The 25,964-nt window shown below is 36.2% G+C and carries 24 protein-coding genes and 1 tRNA gene; 14 read left to right on the top strand and 11 right to left on the bottom strand.

The genetic code is table 11. The features are described from left to right. Positions 1-130: 130 nt before the first annotated feature. From secF to queA, 5 genes are all read right to left on the bottom strand, one after another. A complete protein-coding gene (gene secF, locus ACE1OF_RS15985; RefSeq protein WP_448895645.1) occupies positions 131-1,078 on the bottom strand; it encodes a protein translocase subunit SecF in 948 nt (315 codons plus the stop codon). 21 nt (positions 1,079-1,099) lie between these two features. Beyond that, positions 1,100-2,947: a protein translocase subunit SecD gene (gene secD, locus ACE1OF_RS15980; protein ID WP_448895644.1), complete on the bottom strand. Its 1,848-nt coding sequence runs from the start codon at positions 2,945-2,947 to the stop codon at positions 1,100-1,102. Positions 2,948-3,157: 210 nt separating this feature from the next. Then, entirely contained in the window at positions 3,158-3,493 is a 336-nt protein-coding gene (gene yajC / locus ACE1OF_RS15975) for a preprotein translocase subunit YajC (protein WP_448895643.1), read from the bottom strand. A 110-nt stretch (positions 3,494-3,603) separates the two neighbouring features. After that, complete coding sequence (gene tgt, locus ACE1OF_RS15970; RefSeq protein WP_448895659.1) at positions 3,604-4,737, bottom strand: tRNA guanosine(34) transglycosylase Tgt; 1,134 nt, start codon at positions 4,735-4,737, stop codon at positions 3,604-3,606. 95 nt (positions 4,738-4,832) lie between these two features. Further along, a complete protein-coding gene (queA, locus tag ACE1OF_RS15965) occupies positions 4,833-5,885 on the bottom strand; it encodes a tRNA preQ1(34) S-adenosylmethionine ribosyltransferase-isomerase QueA (protein ID WP_448895642.1) in 1,053 nt (350 codons plus the stop codon). Between the two features lie 256 nt (positions 5,886-6,141). Between queA and aceK the strand changes: the two genes are divergently transcribed. The 6 genes from aceK (at position 6,142) to argS (ending at position 12,795) form a co-directional block, all read left to right on the top strand. Then, a complete protein-coding gene (gene aceK, locus ACE1OF_RS15960; protein WP_448895641.1) occupies positions 6,142-7,878 on the top strand; it encodes a bifunctional isocitrate dehydrogenase kinase/phosphatase in 1,737 nt (578 codons plus the stop codon). Between the two features lie 154 nt (positions 7,879-8,032). Beyond that, a tRNA-Trp gene (locus ACE1OF_RS15955) sits at positions 8,033-8,109 on the top strand. Positions 8,110-8,212: 103 nt separating this feature from the next. Further along, positions 8,213-8,614: a DNA polymerase III subunit psi gene (locus ACE1OF_RS15950; RefSeq protein ID WP_448895640.1), complete on the top strand. Its 402-nt coding sequence runs from the start codon at positions 8,213-8,215 to the stop codon at positions 8,612-8,614. Positions 8,615-8,667: 53 nt separating this feature from the next. Continuing rightward, positions 8,668-9,135: a ribosomal protein S18-alanine N-acetyltransferase gene (gene rimI, locus ACE1OF_RS15945; protein ID WP_448895639.1), complete on the top strand. Its 468-nt coding sequence runs from the start codon at positions 8,668-8,670 to the stop codon at positions 9,133-9,135. 157 nt (positions 9,136-9,292) lie between these two features. After that, entirely contained in the window at positions 9,293-10,882 is a 1,590-nt protein-coding gene (prfC, locus tag ACE1OF_RS15940) for a peptide chain release factor 3 (RefSeq protein WP_448895638.1), read from the top strand. Positions 10,883-11,046: 164 nt separating this feature from the next. Then, positions 11,047-12,795 carry an arginine--tRNA ligase gene (gene argS / locus ACE1OF_RS15935; protein WP_448895637.1) on the top strand — a complete coding sequence of 583 codons (1,749 nt, stop codon included), beginning with the start codon at positions 11,047-11,049 and terminating at the stop codon, positions 12,793-12,795. Between the two features lie 127 nt (positions 12,796-12,922). Here argS and ACE1OF_RS15930 read toward each other — a convergent pair whose 3' ends face one another. Next, positions 12,923-13,144 carry a hypothetical protein gene (locus ACE1OF_RS15930; protein ID WP_448895636.1) on the bottom strand — a complete coding sequence of 74 codons (222 nt, stop codon included), beginning with the start codon at positions 13,142-13,144 and terminating at the stop codon, positions 12,923-12,925. Between the two features lie 33 nt (positions 13,145-13,177). Further along, the gene (locus tag ACE1OF_RS15925; protein WP_448895635.1) at positions 13,178-13,513 is read right to left on the bottom strand and encodes a ribonuclease E inhibitor RraB; all 336 of its coding nucleotides are present in this window, start codon (positions 13,511-13,513) and stop codon (positions 13,178-13,180) included. A gap of 104 nt (positions 13,514-13,617) precedes the next feature. Here ACE1OF_RS15925 and ACE1OF_RS15920 point away from each other — a divergent pair, with 104 nt between their 5' ends. Beyond that, positions 13,618-14,502 carry an RluA family pseudouridine synthase gene (locus ACE1OF_RS15920; RefSeq protein ID WP_448895634.1) on the top strand — a complete coding sequence of 295 codons (885 nt, stop codon included), beginning with the start codon at positions 13,618-13,620 and terminating at the stop codon, positions 14,500-14,502. Between the two features lie 31 nt (positions 14,503-14,533). Here ACE1OF_RS15920 and ACE1OF_RS15915 read toward each other — a convergent pair whose 3' ends face one another. The 3 genes from ACE1OF_RS15915 to ACE1OF_RS15905 form a co-directional block, all read right to left on the bottom strand. Beyond that, positions 14,534-15,112: a DUF2238 domain-containing protein gene (locus tag ACE1OF_RS15915; protein WP_448895633.1), complete on the bottom strand. Its 579-nt coding sequence runs from the start codon at positions 15,110-15,112 to the stop codon at positions 14,534-14,536. A 115-nt stretch (positions 15,113-15,227) separates the two neighbouring features. Further along, complete coding sequence (gene dapA / locus ACE1OF_RS15910; protein ID WP_448895632.1) at positions 15,228-16,136, bottom strand: 4-hydroxy-tetrahydrodipicolinate synthase; 909 nt, start codon at positions 16,134-16,136, stop codon at positions 15,228-15,230. A 22-nt stretch (positions 16,137-16,158) separates the two neighbouring features. Continuing rightward, a complete protein-coding gene (locus ACE1OF_RS15905) occupies positions 16,159-16,560 on the bottom strand; it encodes a hypothetical protein (RefSeq protein ID WP_448895631.1) in 402 nt (133 codons plus the stop codon). Positions 16,561-16,857: 297 nt separating this feature from the next. On the opposite strand from ACE1OF_RS15905, the gene ACE1OF_RS15900 reads away from it, so the two are divergent. The 4 genes from ACE1OF_RS15900 (at position 16,858) to ACE1OF_RS15885 (ending at position 21,198) form a co-directional block, all read left to right on the top strand. Continuing rightward, positions 16,858-18,171: a CinA family nicotinamide mononucleotide deamidase-related protein gene (locus ACE1OF_RS15900; protein WP_448895630.1), complete on the top strand. Its 1,314-nt coding sequence runs from the start codon at positions 16,858-16,860 to the stop codon at positions 18,169-18,171. Positions 18,172-18,295: 124 nt separating this feature from the next. Next, the gene (locus ACE1OF_RS15895; protein ID WP_448895629.1) at positions 18,296-18,625 is read left to right on the top strand and encodes a hypothetical protein; all 330 of its coding nucleotides are present in this window, start codon (positions 18,296-18,298) and stop codon (positions 18,623-18,625) included. Between the two features lie 95 nt (positions 18,626-18,720). Beyond that, entirely contained in the window at positions 18,721-20,409 is a 1,689-nt protein-coding gene (locus tag ACE1OF_RS15890) for a DUF342 domain-containing protein (protein ID WP_448895628.1), read from the top strand. A gap of 6 nt (positions 20,410-20,415) precedes the next feature. Beyond that, the gene (locus ACE1OF_RS15885) at positions 20,416-21,198 is read left to right on the top strand and encodes a DUF2884 family protein (RefSeq protein WP_448895627.1); all 783 of its coding nucleotides are present in this window, start codon (positions 20,416-20,418) and stop codon (positions 21,196-21,198) included. 74 nt (positions 21,199-21,272) lie between these two features. Here ACE1OF_RS15885 and ACE1OF_RS15880 read toward each other — a convergent pair whose 3' ends face one another. After that, positions 21,273-22,934, bottom strand: a complete 1,662-nt coding sequence (locus ACE1OF_RS15880; protein ID WP_448895626.1) for an electron transfer flavoprotein-ubiquinone oxidoreductase — start codon at positions 22,932-22,934, stop codon at positions 21,273-21,275. A 373-nt stretch (positions 22,935-23,307) separates the two neighbouring features. On the opposite strand from ACE1OF_RS15880, the gene ACE1OF_RS15875 reads away from it, so the two are divergent. The 3 genes from ACE1OF_RS15875 (at position 23,308) to ACE1OF_RS15865 (ending at position 25,544) form a co-directional block, all read left to right on the top strand. Further along, on the top strand, positions 23,308-24,060 hold the full coding sequence (locus ACE1OF_RS15875; RefSeq protein WP_448895625.1) for an electron transfer flavoprotein subunit beta/FixA family protein: 753 nt from the start codon (positions 23,308-23,310) through the stop codon (positions 24,058-24,060). Beyond that, positions 24,057-24,983 (top strand): electron transfer flavoprotein subunit alpha/FixB family protein, encoded by a 927-nt coding sequence (locus tag ACE1OF_RS15870; protein WP_448895624.1) that lies wholly within the window; start codon positions 24,057-24,059, stop codon positions 24,981-24,983. Before ACE1OF_RS15875 ends, ACE1OF_RS15870 begins: the two co-directional genes overlap by 4 nt. 159 nt (positions 24,984-25,142) lie before the next feature. Then, positions 25,143-25,544 carry a stress response translation initiation inhibitor YciH gene (locus ACE1OF_RS15865; protein WP_448895623.1) on the top strand — a complete coding sequence of 134 codons (402 nt, stop codon included), beginning with the start codon at positions 25,143-25,145 and terminating at the stop codon, positions 25,542-25,544. Positions 25,545-25,964 lie beyond the last annotated feature (420 nt).

Here is a 25,964-nt window from a genome sequence, read left to right as displayed (position 1 = left end):
GTGTAGTAAAATAATATATGGGGTCTGTGAATATTAAAGCCGAACAATAAACACAGTTCGGCTTTAATATGGTTGTTTGAACTAAACTCCAGTCTGCATTGAGGAGTTTATTACCTGTATTACTCATTTCTTAAGGCATCATTTGTTCTTGATCTGCACCTTCTTTTTCAATCACTTCAGGTATTAAGTCTTCTCTTGAGATACCTAAACCTAATGCAACGAGTGAAGCCACATAAATTGAAGAGTATGTTCCAACAAATACGCCAAATAATAATGCTGTCGCAAAACCATGAATAAGAACACCGCCCTTTAAAAACAACGCAGCTAATACTAATAACGTTGTGATTGACGTAATAACAGTTCGGCTTAATGTTTCTGATAACGATATGTTAATAATCTCTTCAGGCAAGGTTTCTCGAATTTTCATAAAGTTTTCACGAATTCTATCCGACACGACAATAGTATCATTAAGTGAATAACCAATAACGGCCAAAATAGCAGCAAGTACTGTTAAATCAAATTCTAATTGTAAAAAAGAAAAAAGACCCAAAGTTAATAAAACATCGTGAAATAGCGCAACAACCGAACCAACAGCAAAACGCCATTCGAAACGAAAAGCAACATATATCAAAATACAGATAAGTGCCGTCAGCATTGCTAAACCACCCTGCTCGGTTAGTTCATCACCAACACTTGCGCCAACAAATTCAATACGGCGCATATCCACTTTTTGACCTGTGCCAGTTTCAAGAATGTCGAGAATTTCATTACCCAACATTTCTGCTTTCACATCATCTCGTAACCCAAGACGAATAACAACATCACGACTACTACCATAAAATTGCACTTTGGCATCGTCATGGTTGTTGTTTTGCATCAATTGACGTAATTTTTGTAAATCAGCTGCTTGCTCAAACCCCACTTCTATTAGTGTGCCACCCGTAAAATCTAGGCCAAAGTTCAATTTATTAACAGCAAGAGAAGCAATTGATGCAAGCATCAATAACGCACTAAAGACCATCGCAATTTTGCGATACTTCATAAAACTGACGGTTTCTTTTAATTGTAAAATTTGCATTGTTTTTAAATTCCCGTCTAACTATATCGAGAGCTTTTCAAGGCGTTTTCCACCCCAAACAGCATTAACTACGGTTCTTGAACCGATAACAGAGGTAAATATTGAAGTTATAATACCGATAGATAAAGTTACCGCAAAGCCTTTAACAGGCCCCGTACCTACAGCAAATAAAATCAATGCCGCAATTAACGTGGTAATGTTAGCATCAATAATGGTTGAAAAAGCGGCTTCATAACCTTGATGAATTGATTGTTGAATCGTTTTCCCTTGACGAATTTCTTCTCGAATACGCTCAAATATTAATACATTGGCATCAACCGCCATGCCAACAGTTAAAACAATACCAGCCATACCTGGTAAAGTTAATGTTGCTCCAGGAATCAACGACATGATACCAATAATCAGTACTAAGTTAGCACCTAAAGCAAGATTAGCTACCACACCAAAGGCACGATAATAAATAATCATAAAAATGAAGACCAAAGCAAAACCCATCACAATAGCCTGAAAACCTAACTGAACGTTTTCAGCACCCAATGTTGGCCCAACGGTACGTTCTTCAACAATAGTAATTGGCGCAATCAACGCTCCTGCACGTAATAATAACGCTAAGTTGTGCGCTTCAGCTTGAGAGCCTGCGCCTGTAATTCTGAAACTCTTACCTAAACGTGCTTGAATTGTGGCAACTGAGATAACTTCTTGTACTTTTTCAAAAACAATATTACCTTCTGGATCACGTCGATCAGTCGGTTTATATTCAATGAATACTGTTGCCATTGGTTTACCAATATTACTTTTAGTACCATTAGACATTTTGCTACCGCCAGCACTATCAAGTGAAATATTAACTTGTGGACGAGAATATTCATCAAAACCTGATTTAGCATCGGTGATATGATCACCTGTTAGCATAATACGCTTTTTCAGTAATGTTGGTTTACCATCTTTGTCAGTTAACAAAATTGAACTTGGTGGAATTCTGCCATTCAGCGCTGCTGATAAGTCTCCTTCTGTATCAACTAAACGAAACTCAATAGTGGCTGTTGCATTAAGAATTTCTTTTGCTTTTGCCGTATCTTGTACGCCAGGTAATTCAATAACAATATGTTTCTTACCTTGACGCTGAACTAAGGGTTCTGCAACACCTAATTCATTCACTCGGTTTCGGATAATAGTAATATTTTGTTGAAGTGCATATTCGCGAATTTCTTTTAACTTGGCATCAGTCATTTGCGCTGAAAAAGTTAACGTATCTTCGTCGGTTGTAAATAACAAATCACGGTAGCGTTTTTTAAGTAAAGACTCACCTTGTTCTAGGTCTTCAATTTTACGAAACTTAATAACGATAGCATCGCCGTCTTCTTTTACGCTACGATAACGAATTTTTTCATTTAATAAGTCTCCTCGAAAATCACCAACCATGCCGTCTTTGGCTTTATTGATGGCCTCATTCATATTAACTTCCATTAAAAAGCTAACACCGCCGCTTAAATCTAATCCTAACTTCATTGGTGTGCCACCAATAGCCGACAACCAATCTGGAGTTGCTGGTGTTAAGTTCAGCGCTACAGAGTATTTATTACCTAAATTATCATCAAGCACATCACGTGCTTTTAATTGATCTTCTGTATTTTTAAAACGCGTTAATACTTGTCCTTGCTCTAAAACAACACTAGCATAATCGATATTATGATCACTTAAATGCCCTTTAATTTCATCAAGGGTGGCAATATTTGCTTCTACACCACGTAAACCAGAGACTTGCACGGCTGGATCTTCACCATATAAGTTAGGCGTGGCATAGAGCGCACCTAAAGCAACGATTAACGCTACCATCAGTGTTTTCCATAAAGGGTATTTGTTTAACACAAGCTGTCCTTTTTATTTATTACTTTTTTAAAATGTATTTTCAGCACTTTATTATTTATAACGTTTACTAAGTTGATTGGCTTTAGCTGAAATAAAAAATACGAAATTAACGCGAGTCAATATTCCGTATTTTTCAGCTATGCAAATTCTTTCCAGAAAAGTTTGTAAGTGTACTTAATATCAAAACTTAACCAAACAACATGAATAAAACTATAAAGATTTCATTGTACCTTTAGGAAGTACAGCATTTATTGCACCTTTTTGTACCGTTACTTCGGTACCTTCGGCAATACTAACCACAATAAAGTCTTTTTCATCTGAAACTTTAACAATTTTACCAACAATGCCACCTTGTGTTAATACCTCATCACCTTTTGATAAAGCTGACATCAAGCTTTTGTGCTCTTTTACACGTTTAGCTTGCGGGCGATAAATCATAAAATAAAATACTAAGCCAAATACCGCTAACATAATCATCATTTCCATACCTCCTCCTGCGGGGGCTGGAGCAGCTGCGGCGTGGGCTGTACTAATAAATAAACTCATAATTGTTAATCCTTACTTCTTTTTTATAATGGGTTAAAAGCGTGAATACTCTTTTTCAAGTTACGCCGCTTTCAAGTGCTAATACTCTTTTTTAACTACGCTATTTAAAGTTAAACTTGCGCACTACCTTCTGATAAGGGTGGCACAGGTAAACCACGTAATGCGTAAAACTCTTCAACAAAGGCGTCTAATTTACCCTGCTCTATTGCATCACGCAAACCTTGCATGACTTTTTGATAAAAATGCAAATTATGCAAGGTATTCAATTGTGAACCTAAAATTTCTTTACATTTATCTAAATGATGTAAATACGCGCGAGAATAATTTTTACAGGTATAACAATCACACGTTGGATCTAATGGGCCTGTATCCGTTTTATTACTGGCATTGCGAATTTTAATAACACCCGTATTGACAAACAAATGACCATTGCGCGCATTTCGGGTTGGCATGACACAATCAAACATATCAATACCACGGCGAACACCTTCAACTAAATCTTCAGGTTTTCCCACTCCCATCAAGTATCGGGGCTTATTTTTAGGAATCAAGGGGGCGGTGTGATCTAAAATGCGAATCATATCTGCTTTTGGTTCCCCAACTGACAACCCGCCAATAGCATAACCATCAAAATCAATAGCTTTTAGACCATTTATAGACACTTCGCGTAAGTCTTCAAACATACCACCTTGAACAATACCAAATAAGGCATTAGGACTGTCTCCATGCGCATCTTTTGAACGTTGCGCCCAACGAAGTGATAGCTCCATTGAATCTTTAGATTCTTTATGTGTGGCAGGATATGGCGTACATTCATCAAATATCATCACAACATCTGAATTTAAACTACGTTGTACTTCCATTGAACGCTCAGGGGTTAACATAATTTTTTCACCATTTACCGGCGAACTAAAGCGTACCCCTTCTTCGGTAATTTTACGCATTTTTCCTAAGCTAAATACTTGAAACCCCCCTGAATCAGTTAAAATAGGTTTATCCCAATTCATAAATCCATGCAAGCCACCATGTTGCTCAATAATATCTGTTCCAGGGCGCAACATTAAATGAAACGTATTACCTAAAATAATCTGTGCGCCAGTCGCTTCAACTTCTTCAGATTTCATCCCTTTAACAGTGCCATAAGTGCCTACAGGCATAAAGGCTGGTGTTTCTACTGTACCTCGCTCAAACGTTAAACGACCACGACGGGCTTTGCCATCTGTATTGATTAACTCGTATGTCATTCTTTTTTTCATAAATAATATTTCCTACCTACCAGCGAAACAGGCTGATGGTTGCATTCAAAAAAAGCTAAAACGTTATCGCTTCAGCTCAAAGTTTATTTTGTGTGATCTTGTTTAGTAAGGAACATTGCATCACCGTAACTAAAAAAACGATATTGTTCGCTAATGGCCTGTTGATAGGCTTTCATAATATGCTTATAGCCAGCAAAAGCGCTAACAAGCATTAATAAGGTTGATTCAGATAAATGAAAATTAGTTAATAATGCATCAACTAATTGAAACTCATAACCTGGTGTAATAAAAATATCCGTATCGCCATAAAAAGCAGTAAGACTTGTACCTTTTTCTTGCGCTGATTTAGCCGCGCTTTCTAATGAACGAACTGACGTTGTTCCTACCGCAATAATACGCCCGCCATTTGCTTTAGTTTTATTAATTTGTTCAACAACATTATCGGGTACTTCCACATACTCTGCATGCATAATATGGTCAGCAATTTCATCAACTTTTACTGGTTGAAAGGTGCCTGCTCCCACATGCAATGTAACAAAAGCTAATTCAACACCTTTGGCTTTAATTTGTTCTAATAAGGCGTCATCAAAATGTAAACCTGCCGTTGGCGCGGCAACAGCCCCTGGCTTTTCATTATAAACCGTTTGATAACGCTCACGGTCGCTATTTTCATCAGGTCGGTCTATATAGGGGGGTAATGGCATATGGCCAATTTCATCAAGTATTGACAAGACTGACTGTTCGCCAAGAAATTTCAGCTCAAATAAAGCACCATGACGGGCTACCATTGTTGCTTTTGCTTTTCCTTCTAATAACAACTCTGCCCCCACTTTAGGTGATTTACTTGCACGAATATGCGCTAAGACAGTATTTTTATCGATTAAACGCTCAACTAATACCTCAATTTTACCACCACTTGATTTTTGACCAAACATACGTGCTGGTATAACACGGGTATTATTAAATACTAATAAATCTCCCGCATTCAATTGCGCAAGAATATCGGTAAAACCAAGGTTTTCTATCTCACCCGTATTACCGTTAAGCGTCATTAATCGGCTACTAGTTCGCTCAGCCATAGGAAAACGAGCAATGAGCTCTTTAGGTAAATCAAAAGAAAAGTCAGATACACGCATGATTAAAGTTCAGGAAAGCCTTGCTGATAATGAATGGTAAAATAAAACGCGTAATTTTAGAGATCCAAGCCTTTGATAGCAAGTTAAATAAAAACTTTACCTTTAATTAGCTAGCTTAAGACGGTGCTAAATTGATACACAACAACATAATTGTTAATTATAGTGACTATTTAACAATAATTAATTAAAAGAGCCTGTTTAAATTTTTTTTTTCAAGTATGATTTTCTTAAACTTTACTCAATAGTTGCACTGAAGATGAATGAACTTGCCTTGGCTATAGCTAAAACAATTATTAACGGCTTTGACCGTCATATACACCTTTTCATTGAAATAACAAAATCAGCCCAACAACGCTTCCAACAATGTCAATGGGCGGAAGTTCAAAAAGCAGCAAAGGCAAGAACCACTTTTTACGAACAACGTGTACAAGAGTCATTTAATACAATTAAGCAAGATTTTCATATTGAATCCCTAGATGATGATTTATGGTTACAGGTTAAAAAAGTTTATATCAACTTACTTGCTGATCATAAACAACCCGAACTTGCTGAAACATTTTATAATTCTGTTTTTTGTCACTTATTTGAACGCAAGTATTACCACAATGATTATATTTTTGTAGAAAGTACTGCTCAACGACTTGATGACAGACCAACCCCAATAATCTATACCAGTTATAAGCCAGCTAAAAAAGGCTTAAAATCGACTATTTGTGACATTATGAATGCACATAAAAGTTCAGTGCCGTTTGTTGATCTTAATAGCGATGTAGACATCTTAATCAAGGCTTTTCGCCGCAAGGCTCACAAAACACGCTTTAAAGTAGAAGATTTACAGTTTGATATTTTAAATTTCACTTTTTACCGAAACAAAGGGGCTTATTTAATTGGCAGAGTCTTATCGCCTGCTGGCATAACACCTTTTATTGTATCGGTATTAAATAATGAAAAAGGGGGCTTATACATAGATGCGCTACTCACAAACAGTGAAGAAATGGCGGTTGTTTTCGGTTTTGCTCGTGCCTACTTTTTTGTTGATTGTATTCATCCTTATGCATTAATTAACTTTTTGCAAAGCTTAATCCCTCATAAAACAACAGCTGATTTATACTCTGCCATCGGGTTTCATAAGCAAGGAAAAACACAATTTTATCGAGATTTTCTAAACCATCTTGATAACAGCGATGATAAATTGGTGTTAGCTCCAGGTATAAAAGGCATGGTTATGTCGGTATTTACGCTACCTTCATACCCCTACGTATTTAAAATAATTAAAGATAAATTTTCGCCCAGTAAAAATATGACACGTGCAGATGTTAAGGCTAAATATCATTTAGTTAAGCTTCATGACAGAGTCGGTCGTATGGCTGATACCATGGAATATTCCGAAGTTGCGTTTCCCAAAGATAGGTTTAACGAAGAATTATTAGAAGAGTTAAATAAAGTTGCCCCTTCTTTGATTCGTTATGAAGATAATCTATTAATAATTGAACATTTGTATATAGAACGTCGAATGGTGCCATTAAATTTATATTTAGCCAAAGCCAGTGACGAAGAAATAGAAGAAGCGATGTTTGGCTATGGCCAAGCGATCAAACAGTTAATTTCTGCCAATATTTTCCCTGGTGACATGCTATTAAAAAACTTCGGTGTTACTCGTCATAACCGTGTTATTTTTTATGATTATGACGAAATCACTTACATGGACGAGGTAAACTTCAGAGTAAAACCTGTGGCTGTAACTGAAGAGCAAATATACGCAGCAGAACCTTGGTATTCTGTAGCGCCTGGCGACATGTTTCCTGAAGAATTAGCCACATTCGCGTTAGCAAACCCTAAATATTTAAAAGCGTTTAAAATTCATCACGAAGATCTATTAACCGCTAGTTACTGGCAGCAATGTCAGAAAAATGTAGCAAACGGCATTTACGAGGATGTTTATCCTTACCCAGATGAATTTAGGTTTTGTGAAATGCGCAAACGAATGAAATAACCTAGTCATATGTGACAGTAGGCTTCCTACTCTGCTTACTGCCACTAGTCATTGTGTTTTGTCTATTAAATAGCCGAACAACTCAGCTATTTATAGTTTTTAACAATTTGTTCTTTACCTTTGGCTACGCATCAGTATAATTCAAATCCGTTGCAGGGGTGTAGTTCCAATTGGTAGAACAGCGGTCTCCAAAACCGATGGTTGGGAGTTCGAGTCTCTCCACCCCTGCCATTTTCTTTCTCGTTTTACTTTTCTTCGTTTTCAAAGTTTACTTCTCTGTTTGCCCTAAATCTGTCATCATACAAATTACATTCTCTTTTTATGTATATTTTTAATGTCAGTTAATCAAAGACAATTCGATCAACTCACTGAAATGGGTATCAGCTTATGGCAAAGTAAAGATAATAACTTTACCGATAATTCATCTAACCAGCTTGCTATAACGAAAGGAGATGATTTTATTGCACAAGACAACTTATCTTTACTGGAGCTAACAAAGCAGAATATTTTTACCGATATATTGCAAGCTATTGGCGTATCCATTGGCGAGATCACCGCCCAAAAAGATCATTTTGATCTGGGATTATTTAATTGGTATTTCAGCGCTAAAAAGCATGACACTCATACAATTCAGTGCGAACATAATCTTTTAATTACTCCACACATCTCGTTAATTAGCCAATCGCCTAAACTAAAAAAGCAATTATGGCTAAATATCAGCAAACATTTACTTTAAATACATGACTAACTGCAAGTTAACCGTCAATCAATAAGCACCTAAAAGCAATTATGAAAAACTCTTTAATATTTACTCGCATTAGCAATGCAGATATCAATATCTTAATGCCAATAGAAAATGCCTGTCACTCTCATCCATGGAATGAAAAAACCTTTTCAAGCTGCATTGGCAACCGTTACTTTGGTGAAAAACTTGTTGAACCTCTAGACGACACAGAAAATGTCATCGGTTTTTATGTGGGTGAATTGGTTATTGATGAAGCCACTTTAATGGATATTTGCGTTGAACCAAGCGCACAAGGTAAAGGGTATGGTAAGCAATTATTAAATCAGTTTATCCAACATGCTAAAAGCAAAGGTGCCTTAAAAATATGGTTAGAAGTGCGAGCTAAAAATATTAGCGCACAAATGATGTATATCAACGCGGGGTTTGTTGAAATAAGCCGACGTACAGGTTATTACCCGAGTAGCAGTGGTTTTGGCTATGAAGATGCTATAGTAATGTCATTAAGTCTTTAGTTATCCCCAAAAAAAGCCTATAAAAAATGCATTTAAAAGAAAAAGTCGCTTAATGCGGCTTTTTTATTTGTGCTACAATGCGCGCAATTTTTTAAACAACAATAATCCATTATTATTTATATCTGGATTTCATTTTGTGTGTACCAAGGCAATATCAATGACAGTCAATACCTTACAGGCAGCAGCGGTAGATATCCGTAGAACCTTTGCCATAATTTCTCACCCTGATGCAGGTAAAACGACCATAACTGAAAAAGTATTATTATTTGGGCAAGCGTTACAAAAGGCCGGCACTGTAAAAGGTAAAAAATCGGGCCAACATGCTAAATCAGACTGGATGGAGATGGAAAAAGACCGTGGTATATCAATTACCACCTCAGTGATGCAGTTTCCTTACAATAATTGTTTAGTAAATTTACTCGACACCCCTGGGCATGAAGATTTCTCTGAAGATACCTATAGAACCTTAACCGCTGTCGATTCTTGTTTGATGGTCATTGATGTGGCTAAAGGTGTTGAAGCACGTACTATAAAATTAATGGAAGTCACCCGTTTACGTGATACTCCGATCATTACCTTTATGAATAAAATGGACCGCGACGTTCGTGATCCAATGGAAGTAATGGATGAAGTTGAAGACGTATTAAAAATTAAGTGTGCGCCAATTACTTGGCCAATAGGCATGGGTAAAGAGTTTAAGGGTGTTTACAACATTTTAACCGATGAAGTGTTTTTATATCAAAGTGGTCAAGGACATACAATTCAAGAAAAGCGTATTATTAAAGGAATTGATAACCCCGACCTTGATAAAGCTATTGGCAGCTATGCGGAAGATTTACGTGAAGAACTTGAGTTAGTTGTTGGGGCATCACATGAATTTGATATAGAAGAATTTTTAAAAGGTGAATTAACACCTGTATTTTTTGGTACTGCACTCGGTAATTTTGGTGTTGACCATATGCTTGATGGCCTTACTAAATGGGCTCCGAAGCCTTTACCTCGTATAACAGATACACGAGAAGTGCTTGCGACAGAAGATAAATTCTCTGGTTTTGTATTTAAAATTCAAGCCAATATGGATCCGAAACATCGTGATCGCATTGCTTTTATGCGTATTTGCTCAGGTAAATATGAAAAAGGCATGAAAATGAAACAAGTACGCTTAGCTAAAGATGTTAAAATTGCTGATGCGGTAACCTTTATGGCAGGTGATCGCGCTAATGTTGAGGAAGCGTTTGCTGGCGACATCATAGGTTTACATAATCACGGTAGCATTCAAATTGGTGACACCTTTACGGCGGGTGAAATGATGAAATTTAGTGGTATTCCTAACTTTGCCCCAGAAATGTTTAGACGTATTCGCCTGCGTGATCCACTAAAAGCGAAGCAATTACAAAAAGGCTTAATTCAATTATCAGAAGAAGGTGCTGTACAAGTATTTAGACCTTTTATCAATAACGACATGATTGTTGGTGCTGTTGGGGTACTACAATTTGAAGTGGTCGTGCAACGTCTGAAAACTGAATACAACGTAGACGCAATTTATGAACCTATCAGCGTTGCTACAGCAAGATGGTGTACCTGTAATGATGAGCGAACTTTAGAGCAATTTAAGAAAAAAGCAGGTGATAACCTTGCTTTAGATGGTGGTGATAATTTGACTTATATTGCGCCAACGATGGTTAATTTATCACTGGCACAAGAACGTCATCCAGATATTGAGTTTCACTCAACTCGTGAACACTAACTTTTGCTTTCTATATAGAATTTTTGCGGCATTGTTTTCGCTTTTTCATTTCGTCACTTAGTAAACTAAGCTCCTTATGAAAAAGCTCGACGGCTTTGCTAAAATCCAATCTAGTTTGCAAAAAAATACTGATTGGAAAAAACACACTAAAAAGATTAAATATTATGAATATTAAACAGATACTTGCAGAAAAAGTCAGTACAGCAATGGTAGCAGCGGGTTTACCTGAAGACACCAACCCTGCCGTTAGTATATCAAGTAGGGCAAATTTTGGTGATTACCAAGCCAATGGCGTGATGGGTGCTGCAAAAAAACTAAAAACTAATCCTCGCGAACTTGCAACCAAAGTTGTTGAACAGTTAGATCTTGATGATATCGCAGACAATATTGAGCTAGCTGGCCCTGGCTTTATCAATATTCATTTGAATCAAGCATGGCTTGCAAAACAATTAGTTTTGGTTGCTCAGGACACCCATGTTGGTGTAACTCAACGTACTACACCACAAACAGTCGTAGTTGATTATTCAGCTCCAAACCTTGCAAAAGAAATGCATGTGGGTCATTTACGTTCAACTATTATTGGTGACGCTGTAGTACGTGCCCTTGAGTTCAGAGGCGATAAAGTTATTCGTCAAAATCATATGGGTGATTGGGGCACGCAATTTGGTATGCTAATCGCTCATTTAAGTGACAAATTAGCCAGCAATGAAGTCGCTGAAACAGCACTAAGCGATTTAGAAAACTTTTACCGTGAAGCAAAAATTCGCTTTGATAACGAGGAAGGTTTTGCTGATAGAGCACGTGCCGATGTTGTAAAACTTCAAAGTGGTGATCAGCAATGCGCTAAGCTATGGCAACAATTTATCGATATTTCAATTAGTCACAGCGAAGAAATTTACGAAAAATTAAATGTATCATTACAGCGTAATGATATTATGGGTGAAAGTGCTTATAACGACGATCTATCTACCGTTATTGACGAACTCATGGCGAAAGAAATTGCCGTAGAAGATCAAGGTGCAAAAGTTGTGTTTATTGATGAAATGGCCAATAAAGACGGTGAGCCATCGGTATTTATTGTGCAAAAATCAGGTGGTGGCTTTTTATATGCAACAACTGATTTATCAGCCTGTCGGTACCGCAGTGGTAAATTAAAAGCAAACCGCATTATTATTTTTACAGATGCCCGCCAAGCACTGCATTTTAAACAAGTCGAAATTGTTGCGCGTAAAGCTGGCTTTTTACCCGAAACAGTTGCCTATGATCATTGCCCGTTTGGCATGATGATGGGAGATGATGGTAAACCATTTAAAACCCGTACTGGTGGAACCATTAAATTAGCTGAATTATTAGACGAAGCTGTGGTTCGCGCCAGCGATTTAATTAAGGAAAAAAATCCAGAGATCTGTGAAAGTGATTTAGCTGAAATTTCTGAAAAAGTAGGAATTGGCGCAGTCAAATTTGCCGATTTATCCAAAAATCGTACTAGCGATTATATTTTCAATTGGAAAACAATGCTTAGTTTTGAGGGCGCAACAGCACCTTATTTACAATATGCCTATTCACGTATTCAAAGTATTTTCACTAAAGCAGAATATACTAAGGCAGAAGTTAGCCAATTCAGTTCTCATATTAAAATTATTGAACCACAAGAAAAAGCACTCGCATTAAAAATACTGCAACTTGAAGATGTTATAGACGCAGTAATAAGCGAATGTATGCCTAATTTGTTATGTAATTATTTATATGAATTAGCCAGCCTTTATATGAGTTTTTATGAAGCCTGCCCTATTCTCAAAGACGACATCGCTATTGAAATAAAAGAATCACGTTTGGCCTTGTGCCAATTGATTTCTGCAACATTAAAGCAAGGTTTAGATATTTTAGGTATTGAAGTCATGGAACGTATGTAAAGAAACTAAGCTCGACTTAGATACATTTACATTTCAATAAAAAACCGACATTTTTGTCGGTTTCTTTTATGATTTTCACTAAACTAATCATGCACTATTCATAAATTACACATTAGTTAAGCATTAATTAAACAAAATCTAACTGTAAGTCTGTGCACCCTTTTGCACAGCGAATACCAAGGAGCTTACTATTTGTTGTGCTTTCAGGAGTAAATAAAGAAAGTGGATTTTGACATTGTTGACAAAGAACAATTTGCCCTGCCATCACTTTTTTGATTTTCTGTTTTTGTTTAGCAAAAGATTGCTTACTATTTTTTTCTAGCGCAGAAAATTTTTTAATATCAATCACATTCTTACACCTTTCTTTTAATTTTTATGCAATTCATAAACAATAAAAACCATCAAATTTTCCATTTAAATGCTCACTACTTGTTTCTAACAACGCTTGATATGCGCTAATATTTTCATAGTTTAAAGGCATTTCTGGGTAAGCTGTGATTTCCCACGGGTACTCTTCGTCACCACCAAAAGGAGTAAAAGAAAGCTTTTGATTATTTTCTAACAGTAACTGACCAAATTGCAAGGCCAATGCTTGTGATGGAAATAAAACAGAAAACTCTACTTCTCTTGGTTCATTCAATTCAATACCTGTTTTATATCGTTCCCATAAGAAATCACCAATATTATCATTAGGGTAAAGTGTTAAATCTCGGCTCATAACGCACTCAGTTAAAATTTATCATTAAAGTCACATATTACCTGATAACGCCTGTTACGTAAAAGTGTTAAACTCATGCCATTATTAACTACTTTTATACTATTATGCCTGTTATTTTTGAACATCATGTAAAGTTTAATCAAGCAATAAATGATGACTCTCAATCCGCATTTGCTTTTTTAAGCAATAGCTTAGCAAATACAGTCCATAACCTGAGTAATACTCAGCTGAAACAAGCGATCAATAAAGGGGCATTATGGGTAACAAGAGGCAAAAGTACGCAGAGATTAAGACGTATAAAAAAAGTACTGCAACATAATGATGAATTACACTTTTACTATAACGAAAAAGTACTTTCAAACAATGTATTAGATGCCACGTTAATCAGTGATGAAGTTGAATATAGTGTTTGGTACAAACCCTATGGTATGTTATCTCAAGGTTCAAAATGGAGTGACCATTGTACTATTGCTCGTTTTGCACAACAGCATTTAACGCCAGAACGACCTGTATTTATTGTGCACCGATTAGACCGAGCCGCCACAGGCCTAATCCTCATAGCACACAGCAAAAAAACAGCTAGAGCATTAACGGCAATGTTTGAAAATCGTACACTCAGTGACAATACGCTTAGAAAGCATTACCATATTATTGTGCATGGTGATCATAATAAAAATGAACAACCACAAGTGATTACAAGCGATATTGAAGGTAAACAAGCGCAAAGTACCTTCACTTGTTTAGCCTACAACCAAGCAAAGGATCAATCACTAGTCGAGGTTAAAATTGATAGTGGCAGAAAACATCAAATACGTATTCACGCCGCGCGTATTGGCTTACCCGTTGTCGGCGATAGACTACATGGGATTGCTGATATAAATGAAACAAAAGATTTACAATTATGCGCAGTTAAATTGAATTTCACTTGTCCGCTTTCAGGTGATAACAAAAAATTTGAACTAGCTAGCCAGTTTAAACTTCTGTTATAAAATTGAATGATAGATTTGGCTAAAAGCTTAATTACTTAGCCAAATTCCGTGCGGATATTTTCAATAACTGTTTATCGTGATATTTAACCAGAAAAATAATAGCGCAGATAGCGCCTAGAAGTGCGATAGCCATATCAGACTGTGTATCCCAAACATAGCCTTGAGTACCTAAAAATGCCTCGGCATCTTCTCCTGAATAAATAGCAACCCACCACTCAATCAACTCATAAAAAGCACTAAATGCTAAACAAATAGATATCACGAACACATTTAACCAAGCTTTACCATTGACAACATTTTTTCGTATGAGTACTTCACGCGCAATAATAGCGGGCACTAGACCTTGCGCAAAGTGCCCCACTTTATCGTAATTATTTCGTTCAAGATTAAATAGCTCTTTAATTGTGTCAAATAATGGTACTTCAGCGTAGGTATAATGCCCACCAACCATAAGCACAACGCAATGAAACAGAATTAAAGAGTAAAGCAAAGGCGTTAATCTGAATGAATGATAAGTTACTAATAAAATTACCGCCCCAATCAACGCTGGCAGTACCTCTAAAAACCACGTAAAAATATCTTTAGGGGCAATACCTGACCAAATCAGCACAGCTAAATAAATGGCAACCCATATAAATTTTAAAATAATTTTTACCTTAACTAATCAACCAAATACACAGTAATATAAAATTAATGTTGAACGAAAAAACTCACTAAAACGTAAACTAAATACAGTACTTGAATATGCTATCTTCAAGTACTGATAATGAGTCCCCAACTATCTCACTTGGATCTAACTCACTAAGTAATTCAAAACCTTGTTGTCGCTGCTCTTTTGTTAGCGCCAAATAAGGTAGACGGAAATTAGCTGGCACAGCTCCTGTCATCATTAATGCCGTATTAATAGCAATAGGGTTAGGCTCACAAAAAAGCCAACTTATTACCCTTTGCAAGCGTGTATTCAATGCGACATTTTCGTTATCCATAAGCTCACGCATTAAACGCGGAATAAGATTAGACGTAACTGAAATAACACCGTGTGAACCATATTTATGACGTGCATCATGGCTTTCATCATCGTTACCAGACCAACAAGCAATACCCTGTTTTTCATAATGCGCAATGCGTTCATTACCCCCACACTCTTTCACGCCAATAAAGTTTTTATGCTTGGCTAGTTTTTCAATAATGTCTGGTGTAAGATCTTGTCCAGTGCGACTTGCTACATTGTAAATAAAGGCGGGGCCGATATCCAAGGTATGGTTGAAATGTTCAATCACACCTGCTATTGAAGTACGTCCATAATAAGGATTAATTTGTAGCGTAGCATCCATACCTGCGGCAAAACCATTTTTCGTTGCTTTAATTGCCTCGCTGGTATTATTACTACCAGTGTTACCTATGATAAGTAATTCTTCACCAAATTTGTGCACGCTATGCGCAATTAATATCAAGTGTTCTTCCCAACTTAATAAATGTCCTTCGCCAGTTGTTCCACCAACAATAATAGCGTCAACACCAGCATCAATTTGTTTTTTTACAAGTATATCGTATGTATCTAAGTCAACCTCACCTTTACTGGTGTAAGGTGTTTTTATGGCGGTTATTAAACTTGCTGCTTTTAACTTATTCATTATTTTCCTAATTTTTCATAAACTAGCAATGACCCACATTGTCAGTAATTTTACGCATGATAAAGATTTCATTAGTGGTGACATGTTGATATTCGAAAACATGGTGATTTAACTGTAAAACTTTATAGGCGTGGTAATTATTACTATTATTAAGATCAGCTGCATAAAGTTGTTCATCCACAATCTCATCTTTTGTGATCGTAAAATGGATATCACCTACTAAGCCCCAATCACCTAACTCTGTTACTTGCTCAATAACCTTGTCAGCTTCACTAACATTCATTTGCATAGTTATAAAGGTAAACTCATAACTACCATCAGCACTTAATAAAGCATATTCAATGACTTTTCTATTTGTTCCAATATTTTCTTCACGAAACCACCGGCCAAAGAGTAACTCTCTTTCGTATTTTATTTTGCTCATTAAAAATTACAGATTAAAAATCATATATTAAAACTATCAAAACTATTAAAACATAGTTTACTAAAAAGAATAGAAAAAAAACTAGCTAATTAGTGTAGATAAGCGCGATAACATTATTTTAATGGTAATCTAGGCTAAAGCCAATTCAAATAATGTATATATTCTTCATAAAATTGGTTAATAATGGTAAATATATTTACATGATAGAACGATTTAACGATAACACTGATGAAAAGTAGTTAAATTAACGTAGATAAAACATTTAACGATCAAATAATAGATAATGAGATAAACAAAATGAACAAACCCAATGTGCAATTGTTATTAACGGGTAATGAATTAATGACAGGTGATATTGTTGATAGTAACTCGGCGATGATCGCACAACAATTGAAAGAATTAGGATTAGAAATATCTCGCAAGGTAACAATTCCTGATGATATAAACTTATTAGTACAAGAAATAAACTCGTTGGCTGCACATGCTGATATCCTAATTATAAATGGCGGTTTAGGGCCAACAATAGATGACTTGACCGCCCAAGCATTAGCTAAAGCGACTAATGTTGACCTAGTAGAACACCCAGAAGCATTAGCACACCTTATTACTTGGTGTGAGAAACGTGGCGTACAATTAAATGGTCCAAACTTAAAGCAAGCACTTCTTCCTCAACATTGCAGCATCATTGCAAACAACCAAGGCAGTGCTGTTGGTTTCAAAGTTAAGCATTCAAACTGTAATATATACTGTACTCCTGGCGTACCACGAGAATTACAAACTATGTTGTCGGAACAAATTGCACCAGATATCGCATCAACACTGCCGGGTGAACTCATTTCTGATGTAACACGCTTGCAAGTTTTTGGTTTAGGTGAATCTACCCTACAAAAGCTACTTAATGACCAATTACCTGATTGGCCTACCAACATTGACCTAGGTTTTCGTGCAGGAATGCCCCTATTAGAAATAAAACTAACCACGACGACTCAAGAAGCTCACCAGCATAAACACCTATGGCAAGAAAAGCTAATAACCCTGCTAGGTGACCATGTGATAGCTCAAATACAAGGCGAACCTTTATCGTTAGCACATCATGTTATTTCAACACTCGCAAGTAAGAACCTAAAAATAACAACAGCAGAATCATGCACAGGTGGGTTAATTGCGAGTATGATAACCCAAGTAGGTGGTGCTTCTGCATGTTTTGAAGCAGGCTTTGTTACCTACAGTAACCAAATGAAAACAGCATTATTGGGGGTACCTGAACAATTACTCAACCAATTTGGTGCAGTTAGCCAAGAAGTGGCAATAGCAATGGCACAAGGCGCCTTAAAAAATTCCTCTGCAAACTTAGCGATTGCGGTAACAGGCATAGCAGGTCCAGATGGTGGTAGTGATGAAAAGCCTGTTGGTACTGTATGGATAGCTTGGGGAAGTAAAAAAAACTTAAAATCAATTTGTTTATTAATGCCGTTACCTAGACTTTATTTCCAAAAATATGTCGCGAGTATTGGTTTAGATTTAATACGAAGAGAATTAATAAATAGCCAAGAAATTCCTAATTACATTATTGAGCGTCAACAAAAATGGAAATCAACAGAGTATTTTTAATAACACATTGCTAAGTATAGAAAAAATTTATATATTTAAACAAACAAATAATTATTATATTGTGCTAAAGCTATTATAGAAAAATACGAAGCAAAAGCACCACTTTCATCTATCGGAGTCTACTTTGGCTGAAAAAAATTTTATTACTAGTGGTCGTAACACTATTATTCACAAAATAAAAAAGTTTGATTTATTAATTATCAATGGTGACGACAATCCAATTGTTGTGGTTAGCCACCGGGGGATTGGAATATACAAAGGCGCTATTCCAGAAAAACGTTCTCTTGCAAAAAAAGCTTATCAAGATATTGTCAATGTTGAATCAAGCGAAGTATTTAGTGAAGAGAAAACACTATTATTCATACAAGCGCTTGACGGAAGAGAATATAAAATTGATTACAGTAAAATTAACACGAATAGTTTTATTAAAATACACCAAGATAACTATATTTAATTCGACTATGCTAATTTAATAACAAATGCAGTTCTCAAAGCCATCAATGTAATTTGTTGAATATAATAATAATAATGATGTCGGAGTAAACCTTTATGAGTCAGCTCAGTTTAATTGTTAATGCCAAAGATAATATTGATTTGCATATAACGCCAATCAAAGGTGGCAATGAGGTTACCGAAGCAACTATTAATGAATTAATAGAGAAATCAGATTATTCTAAATTAAGAATCGTTTCTACAAATATAAAAAATGCCATTGCTGAATTACATGATGTACTAAAACCATTACAGAATGATCAAATCGGTCGAGAAATATCGTATCAAGTATTAGAGCGGGTTGATGCAACTATTTCAGTATCAATTAATGACGATGAAATGGGAGCAACAGCTGAAATAACCACTGCTCAAGGTGGAAAGCATTTATCTGCCAAAGCAATCTTAGAAGCAGCACAAGCAGCGGGGGTTAAAAAAGGTTTTAGTAAAGAAGAGCTTGTTAAACTTGCACAGTTAGCGGCAAAGGGGGAGCCCCAAAGTCAAATTACATTACAAATTGCTAGTGGAAAACTCCCTGTTAATGGTAAAGATGCCGTAGTAAAGCCATTAGTAGAAAGTGCTCAATCACGTATCTTGCGCCCTAAAAAAAGGGAAGACGGTAGTGTTGATATGCGTGATTTAGGTGACATAGTTTGCGTAAGAGTTGGTGAAGCAATCGCAAAAAAAATTCCATCAACGGCAGGTAAACAAGGCTATACAGTTACCGCCACTCCCTTATTACCTGAACCGGGCATTGACGTCCCCTTAGTTTCAGGTGATGGAACAGCGATAAGTTCTAAAAATAAAAATGTTTTAGTATCCCGAAAAGTTGGTTTACCTAAAATAATACCTAACGGTATGGAAGTTGACGAAGTATACAAGGTTAAAAATGTTAGTGTTGCCTCTGGTAATATCAATTTTACTGGGAGTGTTATTATTGATGGAGATGTGAACGAAGGAATGAAAGTAATAGCTACTGGTGATATTACTATTGGCGGCTTTGTTGAGTCAGCAATGATTGAAGCAGGAGGAGATGTTACTATCTCTGGTGGTATTATTGGTCGAAAGCATGATATTGAAAAAACCAAAATAACAGATGTAAACATGAGTGTTAGTGTTAACGTAAAAGGTAATTTATATGCTAAATATTGTCAATATGCTCAAATCAGTTGTGGTAAAGATATTCGCATTGAGAATCAATTACTTCATAGTCAAATCAAAGTAAATGGTTGTTTAAAAGTGGGGACAGAAGACAAGTCAAACGGCACTCTTATTGGTGGTTTTATTAGGGCAGGAAAATTTGTTACCGCCGGTATGGTTGGTGCTACGGCTGGTAGTAATACTATTATTAGTTTTGATCATGAGTTAGTAAAACTCAAAGAACAACTACAAGATATTGAATCACGCTTAAATTTTGATAATGACAAAACAAACGAATTAAAAACCGCTTCTGATAAATTAAAGAAATTGCCAAAAAACCAACAAGTCTCTGAGATGCTAACAAAGGTTATTTCAACCTATCAGTTTCATGCAAACCGTATGGGTGAAATTTTATTTGAAAAAGAAAGAAATGAAAAGGCCACCCAAGATTACATGGAAAGTGTATACATAGAGGCAACAGAAAAGTTATACCATGGTGTTCAGATGATAGTTGGGGATTATAACGACAGGTCAAGGAGAGAATATGGCCCAAGTAGATTGATTTACAAAGACAGAAAAATTCATATAGAGCCCATTGTTAATACTTAGATTACTATGGCTAAAATACTTTTATCACTGCTACTTATCTGCTTATCCATATTTAGTGCTCAAGCTAAACAATGCTCAGTCAATTTCAATTATGGCGTTATTATTGATCCTCATCATATTCGAATAACGGATCATGGCAAGACAGTGGTACAAATTAACGGTCAATCTCAACTATTTGTTGAAGGTAGAGAAATTGATTTAATAGATGAGCAACAACAACTTATCAAAAAATTCTCCTTTGGAATACGTGAACAAGTACCTGAAATAGTCTCTATTGCAATTGAAGGTGTAGACATAGGCTTAAAAGCTGTTAATAAAGCAATTACTAGCCTAACAGGTGAGAACAGTGCCTCTCAGCAAAAAATTCAAACTAAATTTGATGAACTAAAATGGCGCATTAGAACTCGTTTTAATCAAAGTGCAAATAATTATTATATTGCACCACAAGACTTTGCTGATTTTGATGATATTTTCACTGGTGAGTTTGAACAAGAAATTGAAGAAATCATCTCTGATTCCATCGGCACTATATTATTAGCCGTTGGTGAAGCCATGATAAACAATAATTCAGAAAGTCGCAGTAGCGAACGGCGACTGTCAACTATGGATAACCGCATGGAAATTATAGGCAAAGACCTAGAATTAGAAATAAGTGCAAGCGCCAATGCATTAGAAGGGAAAGCTGAAAATTTTTGTCTCAAGCTCACTGAATTAGATGAAATTGAAAACGAAATACACCGCTCTATTAGACCTCTCAAACCATTCAACCTAATAGAAACAACTAAATAAGGTTGCGGGTTGCAAAAATATTTCTAACATTAATACAACCCGAGGTTTATTACCTATATAATTACTACCTAAATTTACATATTAGGGTAGTTTGGCCCACCTGTTCCCTCTGGTGTAATCCACGTTATATTTTGACTTGGATCTTTAATATCACACGTCTTACAATGAATGCAGTTTTGAGCATTGATAACAAACTTATCACCCTCTTCCGTTTTTTCAACTTCATAAACACCTGCAGGACAATAACGCTGAGCAGGTTCATTGTATTTAACTAAATTAACACTAATTGGAATACTGCTATCAGCTAACTTCAAATGACAAGGTTGCTCTTCTTCATGGTTTGTATTTGATAAAAATACCGAAGAAAGTTTGTCAAAGCTAAGTTTATTATCTGGTTTAGGGTATTTAATCACCGCAACTTCAGAAGCAAGCTTAAGTTGGTCGTAATCCAACGTGTCATCTTTAAAGTTGAACGGTAATTTACCACCAAAAAAGTTTTGATCAATCATATTATAAACCCCACCTAACATGGTGCCAAACTTATGCATAGCTGGCCCAAAATTACGTGTGCTATATAACTCTTCATATAACCATGAATTTTTATATTTCTCTGTATATGACGTTAAGTCCTTCTTACCTTCTTCACTAACCCCATCGCTAGTAATCAGTGCTTCAATAATAGCCTCAGCTGCTAACATGCCAGACTTCATGGCTGTATGATTGCCTTTGATTTTAGCAAAGTTGATCGTTCCTGCATCGCAACCAATTAATAAAGCACCTGGCATTGTCATTTTAGGTAACGAATTAAAACCACCTTTAGCCATAGCTCGCGCACCATAAGACACACGCTTCCCCCCTTCAAGGTACTGGCTTATTTTAGGATGATGCTTATAACGTTGAAATTCGTCAAACGGGCTTAAATGCGGATTGCTATAATTTAAATCAACAATTAACCCAACAAATACTTGATTGTTTTCTGCGTGATATAAATAACCACCGCCTGTCGTATCTTTTTCTAATGGCCAACCCGCTGTATGAACAACTAAACCTTCTTGATGCTTATCTGGGGCAATATCCCAGATTTCTTTAAAGCCAAGGCCATAATGTTGTGGTGACGCCTCTGCATCTAAACTAAATTTTGAAATTAACTCTTTACCTAAATGACCACGACAGCCCTCAGCAAAAACGGTGTATTTAGCACGAAGTTCCATACCTGGCATAAATGAATCTTTTTCATTGCCTTCAGCATCTAACCCCATATCACCTGTAATAACACCACCCACACTACCGTCATCATTATAAATAATACTTTGTGCTGGAAAACCAGGAAATATTTCAACACCTAATTGTTCTGCTTGCTCCGCAAGCCAACGGCAAACATTCCCCATACTAGCAATATAGTTACCGTGATTATGCATAGTTTTGGGAACAGTAAATCCTGGTACTTTAATACCATTAGTTTCACTATTAAATAGATAGATATCATCACCAGTAACGGATGTTTTTAAAGGCGCACCTTTTTCCTTCCAATCGGGAAATAATTCATTTAAAGCTCTAGGTTCAAACACAGCACCAGAAAGAATGTGAGCGCCAACTTCAGAGCCTTTTTCAACTACACACACCATAAGTTCTTGTTGTTTTTCTTGCGCTAACTGCATTAAACGACATGCTGTAGATAAACCAGCAGGGCCTGCACCAACAATTACTACGTCAAATTCCATCGATTCACGTTCCATGGTATCTCCCAATATTATTTGTATTATTTATTATAAAAATTCAAACAGGTGTTTGATATTCAAACAGGTGTTTGATAGTATCTCATTAGTGGTTTCCAAGCAAGATGATATTTCCTTTTAAGAATCTATAAAATATCGTCTTAGCGTAGTTAAATTAACAATTTATACTATGCTGTATTGATTACCTGTTTAAAACAAAACTGTAATTACTTGTGAAAGTACCGATATTGTAACTTACTTTAAAAGTTTTCACCAAGATTACGTTGACGTTTACGTAAAGCAATAGTAATCTTTTGTGTAATAACCAATTTTAATATAGTTTAGTTTTATACTAAATTAGTGTTTTACTAAATAAACAACCCTAGAGGCAACGATGAAAGTATTAGTTCCTATAAAACGTGTTATTGACTATAACGTCAAAGTTCGCGTAAAACCCGATAATTCAAATGTGGATCTTGCTAACGTAAAAATGGCAATTAACCCTTTTTGTGAAATCGCTGTAGAAGAAGCTGTTCGTCTTAAAGAAGCAGGTACTGCAACAGAAATTATTGCTGTGTCGATTGGTGATAAATCTTGTCAAGAACAGCTACGTACTGCACTTGCTTTAGGTGCAGACCGCGCTATTCAAATTGAAACCAGTGAAACTTTAGATTCATTAAATATCGCTAAACTTTTACAAAAAATTGTTGAAGAAGAACAACCACAACTCATTATTTTGGGTAAGCAAGCGATTGATAGTGACAATAACCAAACAGGACAAATGTTAGGTGCGCTCACGGGCATGCCTCAAGGAACCTTTGCCTCGGAAGTAAAAGTTGAAGCTGATAAAGTCAATGTAACACGTGAAATTGATGGTGGTTTACAAACATTATCGCTTAACTTACCAGCCATTATAACAACTGATTTACGATTAAATGAACCTCGTTATGCTTCTTTACCAAACATAATGAAAGCAAAACGTAAACCATTAGATGTTAAAAATGCAGCTGATTTCGGCATTGATCTAGCGCCACGCACTAAGTTACTAAAAGTAACTCCACCAGCTGAGCGTCAAGCAGGTATTGTTGTAGAAACAATTGATGAATTAGTAGAAAAATTGAAAAATGAAGCCAAGGTGATCTCATGAGTATTTTAGTATTTGCAGAACACGACAACAGCACATTAAAAGCTGAAACACTTAAAACAGTTGCCGCTGCTCAAGCTATTGGCTCTGATATTACTTTACTCGTTGCTGGATATAACTGTCAAAATGTTGTTGATGCCGCTGCTAAAGTCAATGGTGTAAGTAAAGTTTTGGTTGCAGACAATGCTGTTTATGAACATCAATTAGCAGAAAACATCTGCTTATTAGTTGTTGAAGTAGCCGCAGAATATGAACATATTATTGCAACAGCACTTACAACAGGCAAAAACTTTATGCCTCGCGTAGCAGCACTTCTGGATGTAACTCAGATTTCAGATATCATTGGCGTAGAAAGTAGTGATACTTTTATTCGTCCAATTTATGCAGGTAATGCAATCGCCACTGTGCAAAGTTTAGATAGTAAAAAAGTAATTACAGTACGTTCAACAGGTTTCGATGCCGTTGCAACTGACGGTAATGCTGAAGTAGTTAAGCTAGACTTAGTCACTGATGCAGGAAATTCTAGCCATGTAAGTGATGAATTAACTGAATCAGAACGCCCTGATTTAGGCGCTGCTAGTGTTGTTATCTCTGGTGGTCGAGGTATGCAAAATGGCGATAACTTTAAATTACTTGAAGGTATTGCAGACAAACTAGGCGCAGCTATCGGAGCTTCTCGTGCAGCTGTTGACGCTGGTTTTGTGCCTAATGATATGCAAGTTGGCCAAACAGGTAAAATTGTTGCTCCAGACCTATACATTGCTGTTGGGATTAGTGGTGCAATTCAACATTTAGCAGGTATGAAAGACTCAAAAATTATTGTTGCTATCAACAAAGATCCTGAAGCACCTATTTTCCAAGTTGCAGATTATGGTATTGTTGCAGATTTATTTGATGCTCTACCTGAACTTGAAAGTAAGTTGTAATAGCTATTTACCGAAATAGTAAAAAGTAAGTCAACCTACGGGTTGCATTTTAGCTATAATAAAGCCACTCTTGTAGTGGCTTTTTTCATTTTAAATTTCTCGTCATAAGTAAAAAGCGTTATTATAATAAGCTTAAAAAATTATAAGGTACTCATTTCAATGAAAGAAAAGCTATCTAGCCTAGCAGATTTAGCTGCCGCTTTTGGTAAATCGCCAGTACAAAATAAAAAAGATAAAGTAGATACGGATCAATCATTAGTCTACTCCACCAATACTGGTCGTATAAAGCCTACAAAACAAATATCTAACGTAATTGCAAGTGATGGCTTTGCCCATGTTCGCAGAGAAACTAAAGGCCGAAAAGGAAAAGGGGTAGTTGTAATTAGTGGTTTAGGATTAAAAACAGAAGCATTAAAGATCTTGGCTAAAAAACTGAAAAAAACCTGTGGTACTGGCGGAAGCGTAGTTAACGAAACGATTGAAATTCAAGGTAACAAACGAGAAATAATCAAACAACTTTTGGAAGATGAAGGGTTCAAAGTTAAATTTATTGGTGGCTAAGCACCAGCAAATTATGCATTTTCTATTTCCATACAAATAATGTAGAGTCTAGATTTTTTCCTTTATTTTATATAATTATACCAATTGCATTAGTGCAATTGGTATAACATATCCCCTCTCAAAATCCATCCTAACGTTTTTCAAATTTCGTCGCGGCACTACACTTGGCACCTATTTTTGCAAATCCTAAAATCTTAGAAAGCAAAAAGCCCGACTCTTTCGAATCGGGCTTCTCTTAATAGAAGTTTAGCAATGTCCTACTCTCACATAAAGAGAAGAACCCCCACACGCTTTCCACCCTCTTCACTACGCGTTTCACTTCTGGGCGCCGCGGCAGTATTATACCATTTTGATTAAATTTGTGATCTAATTGATTTTATTTTTCATACCTAATATCACAACTTATGAGTCCCTTTGATC

The sequence above is a fragment of the Colwellia sp. E150_009 genome (assembly GCF_053543955.1).
This window is presented reverse-complemented; position numbering and strand designations above follow the sequence as displayed.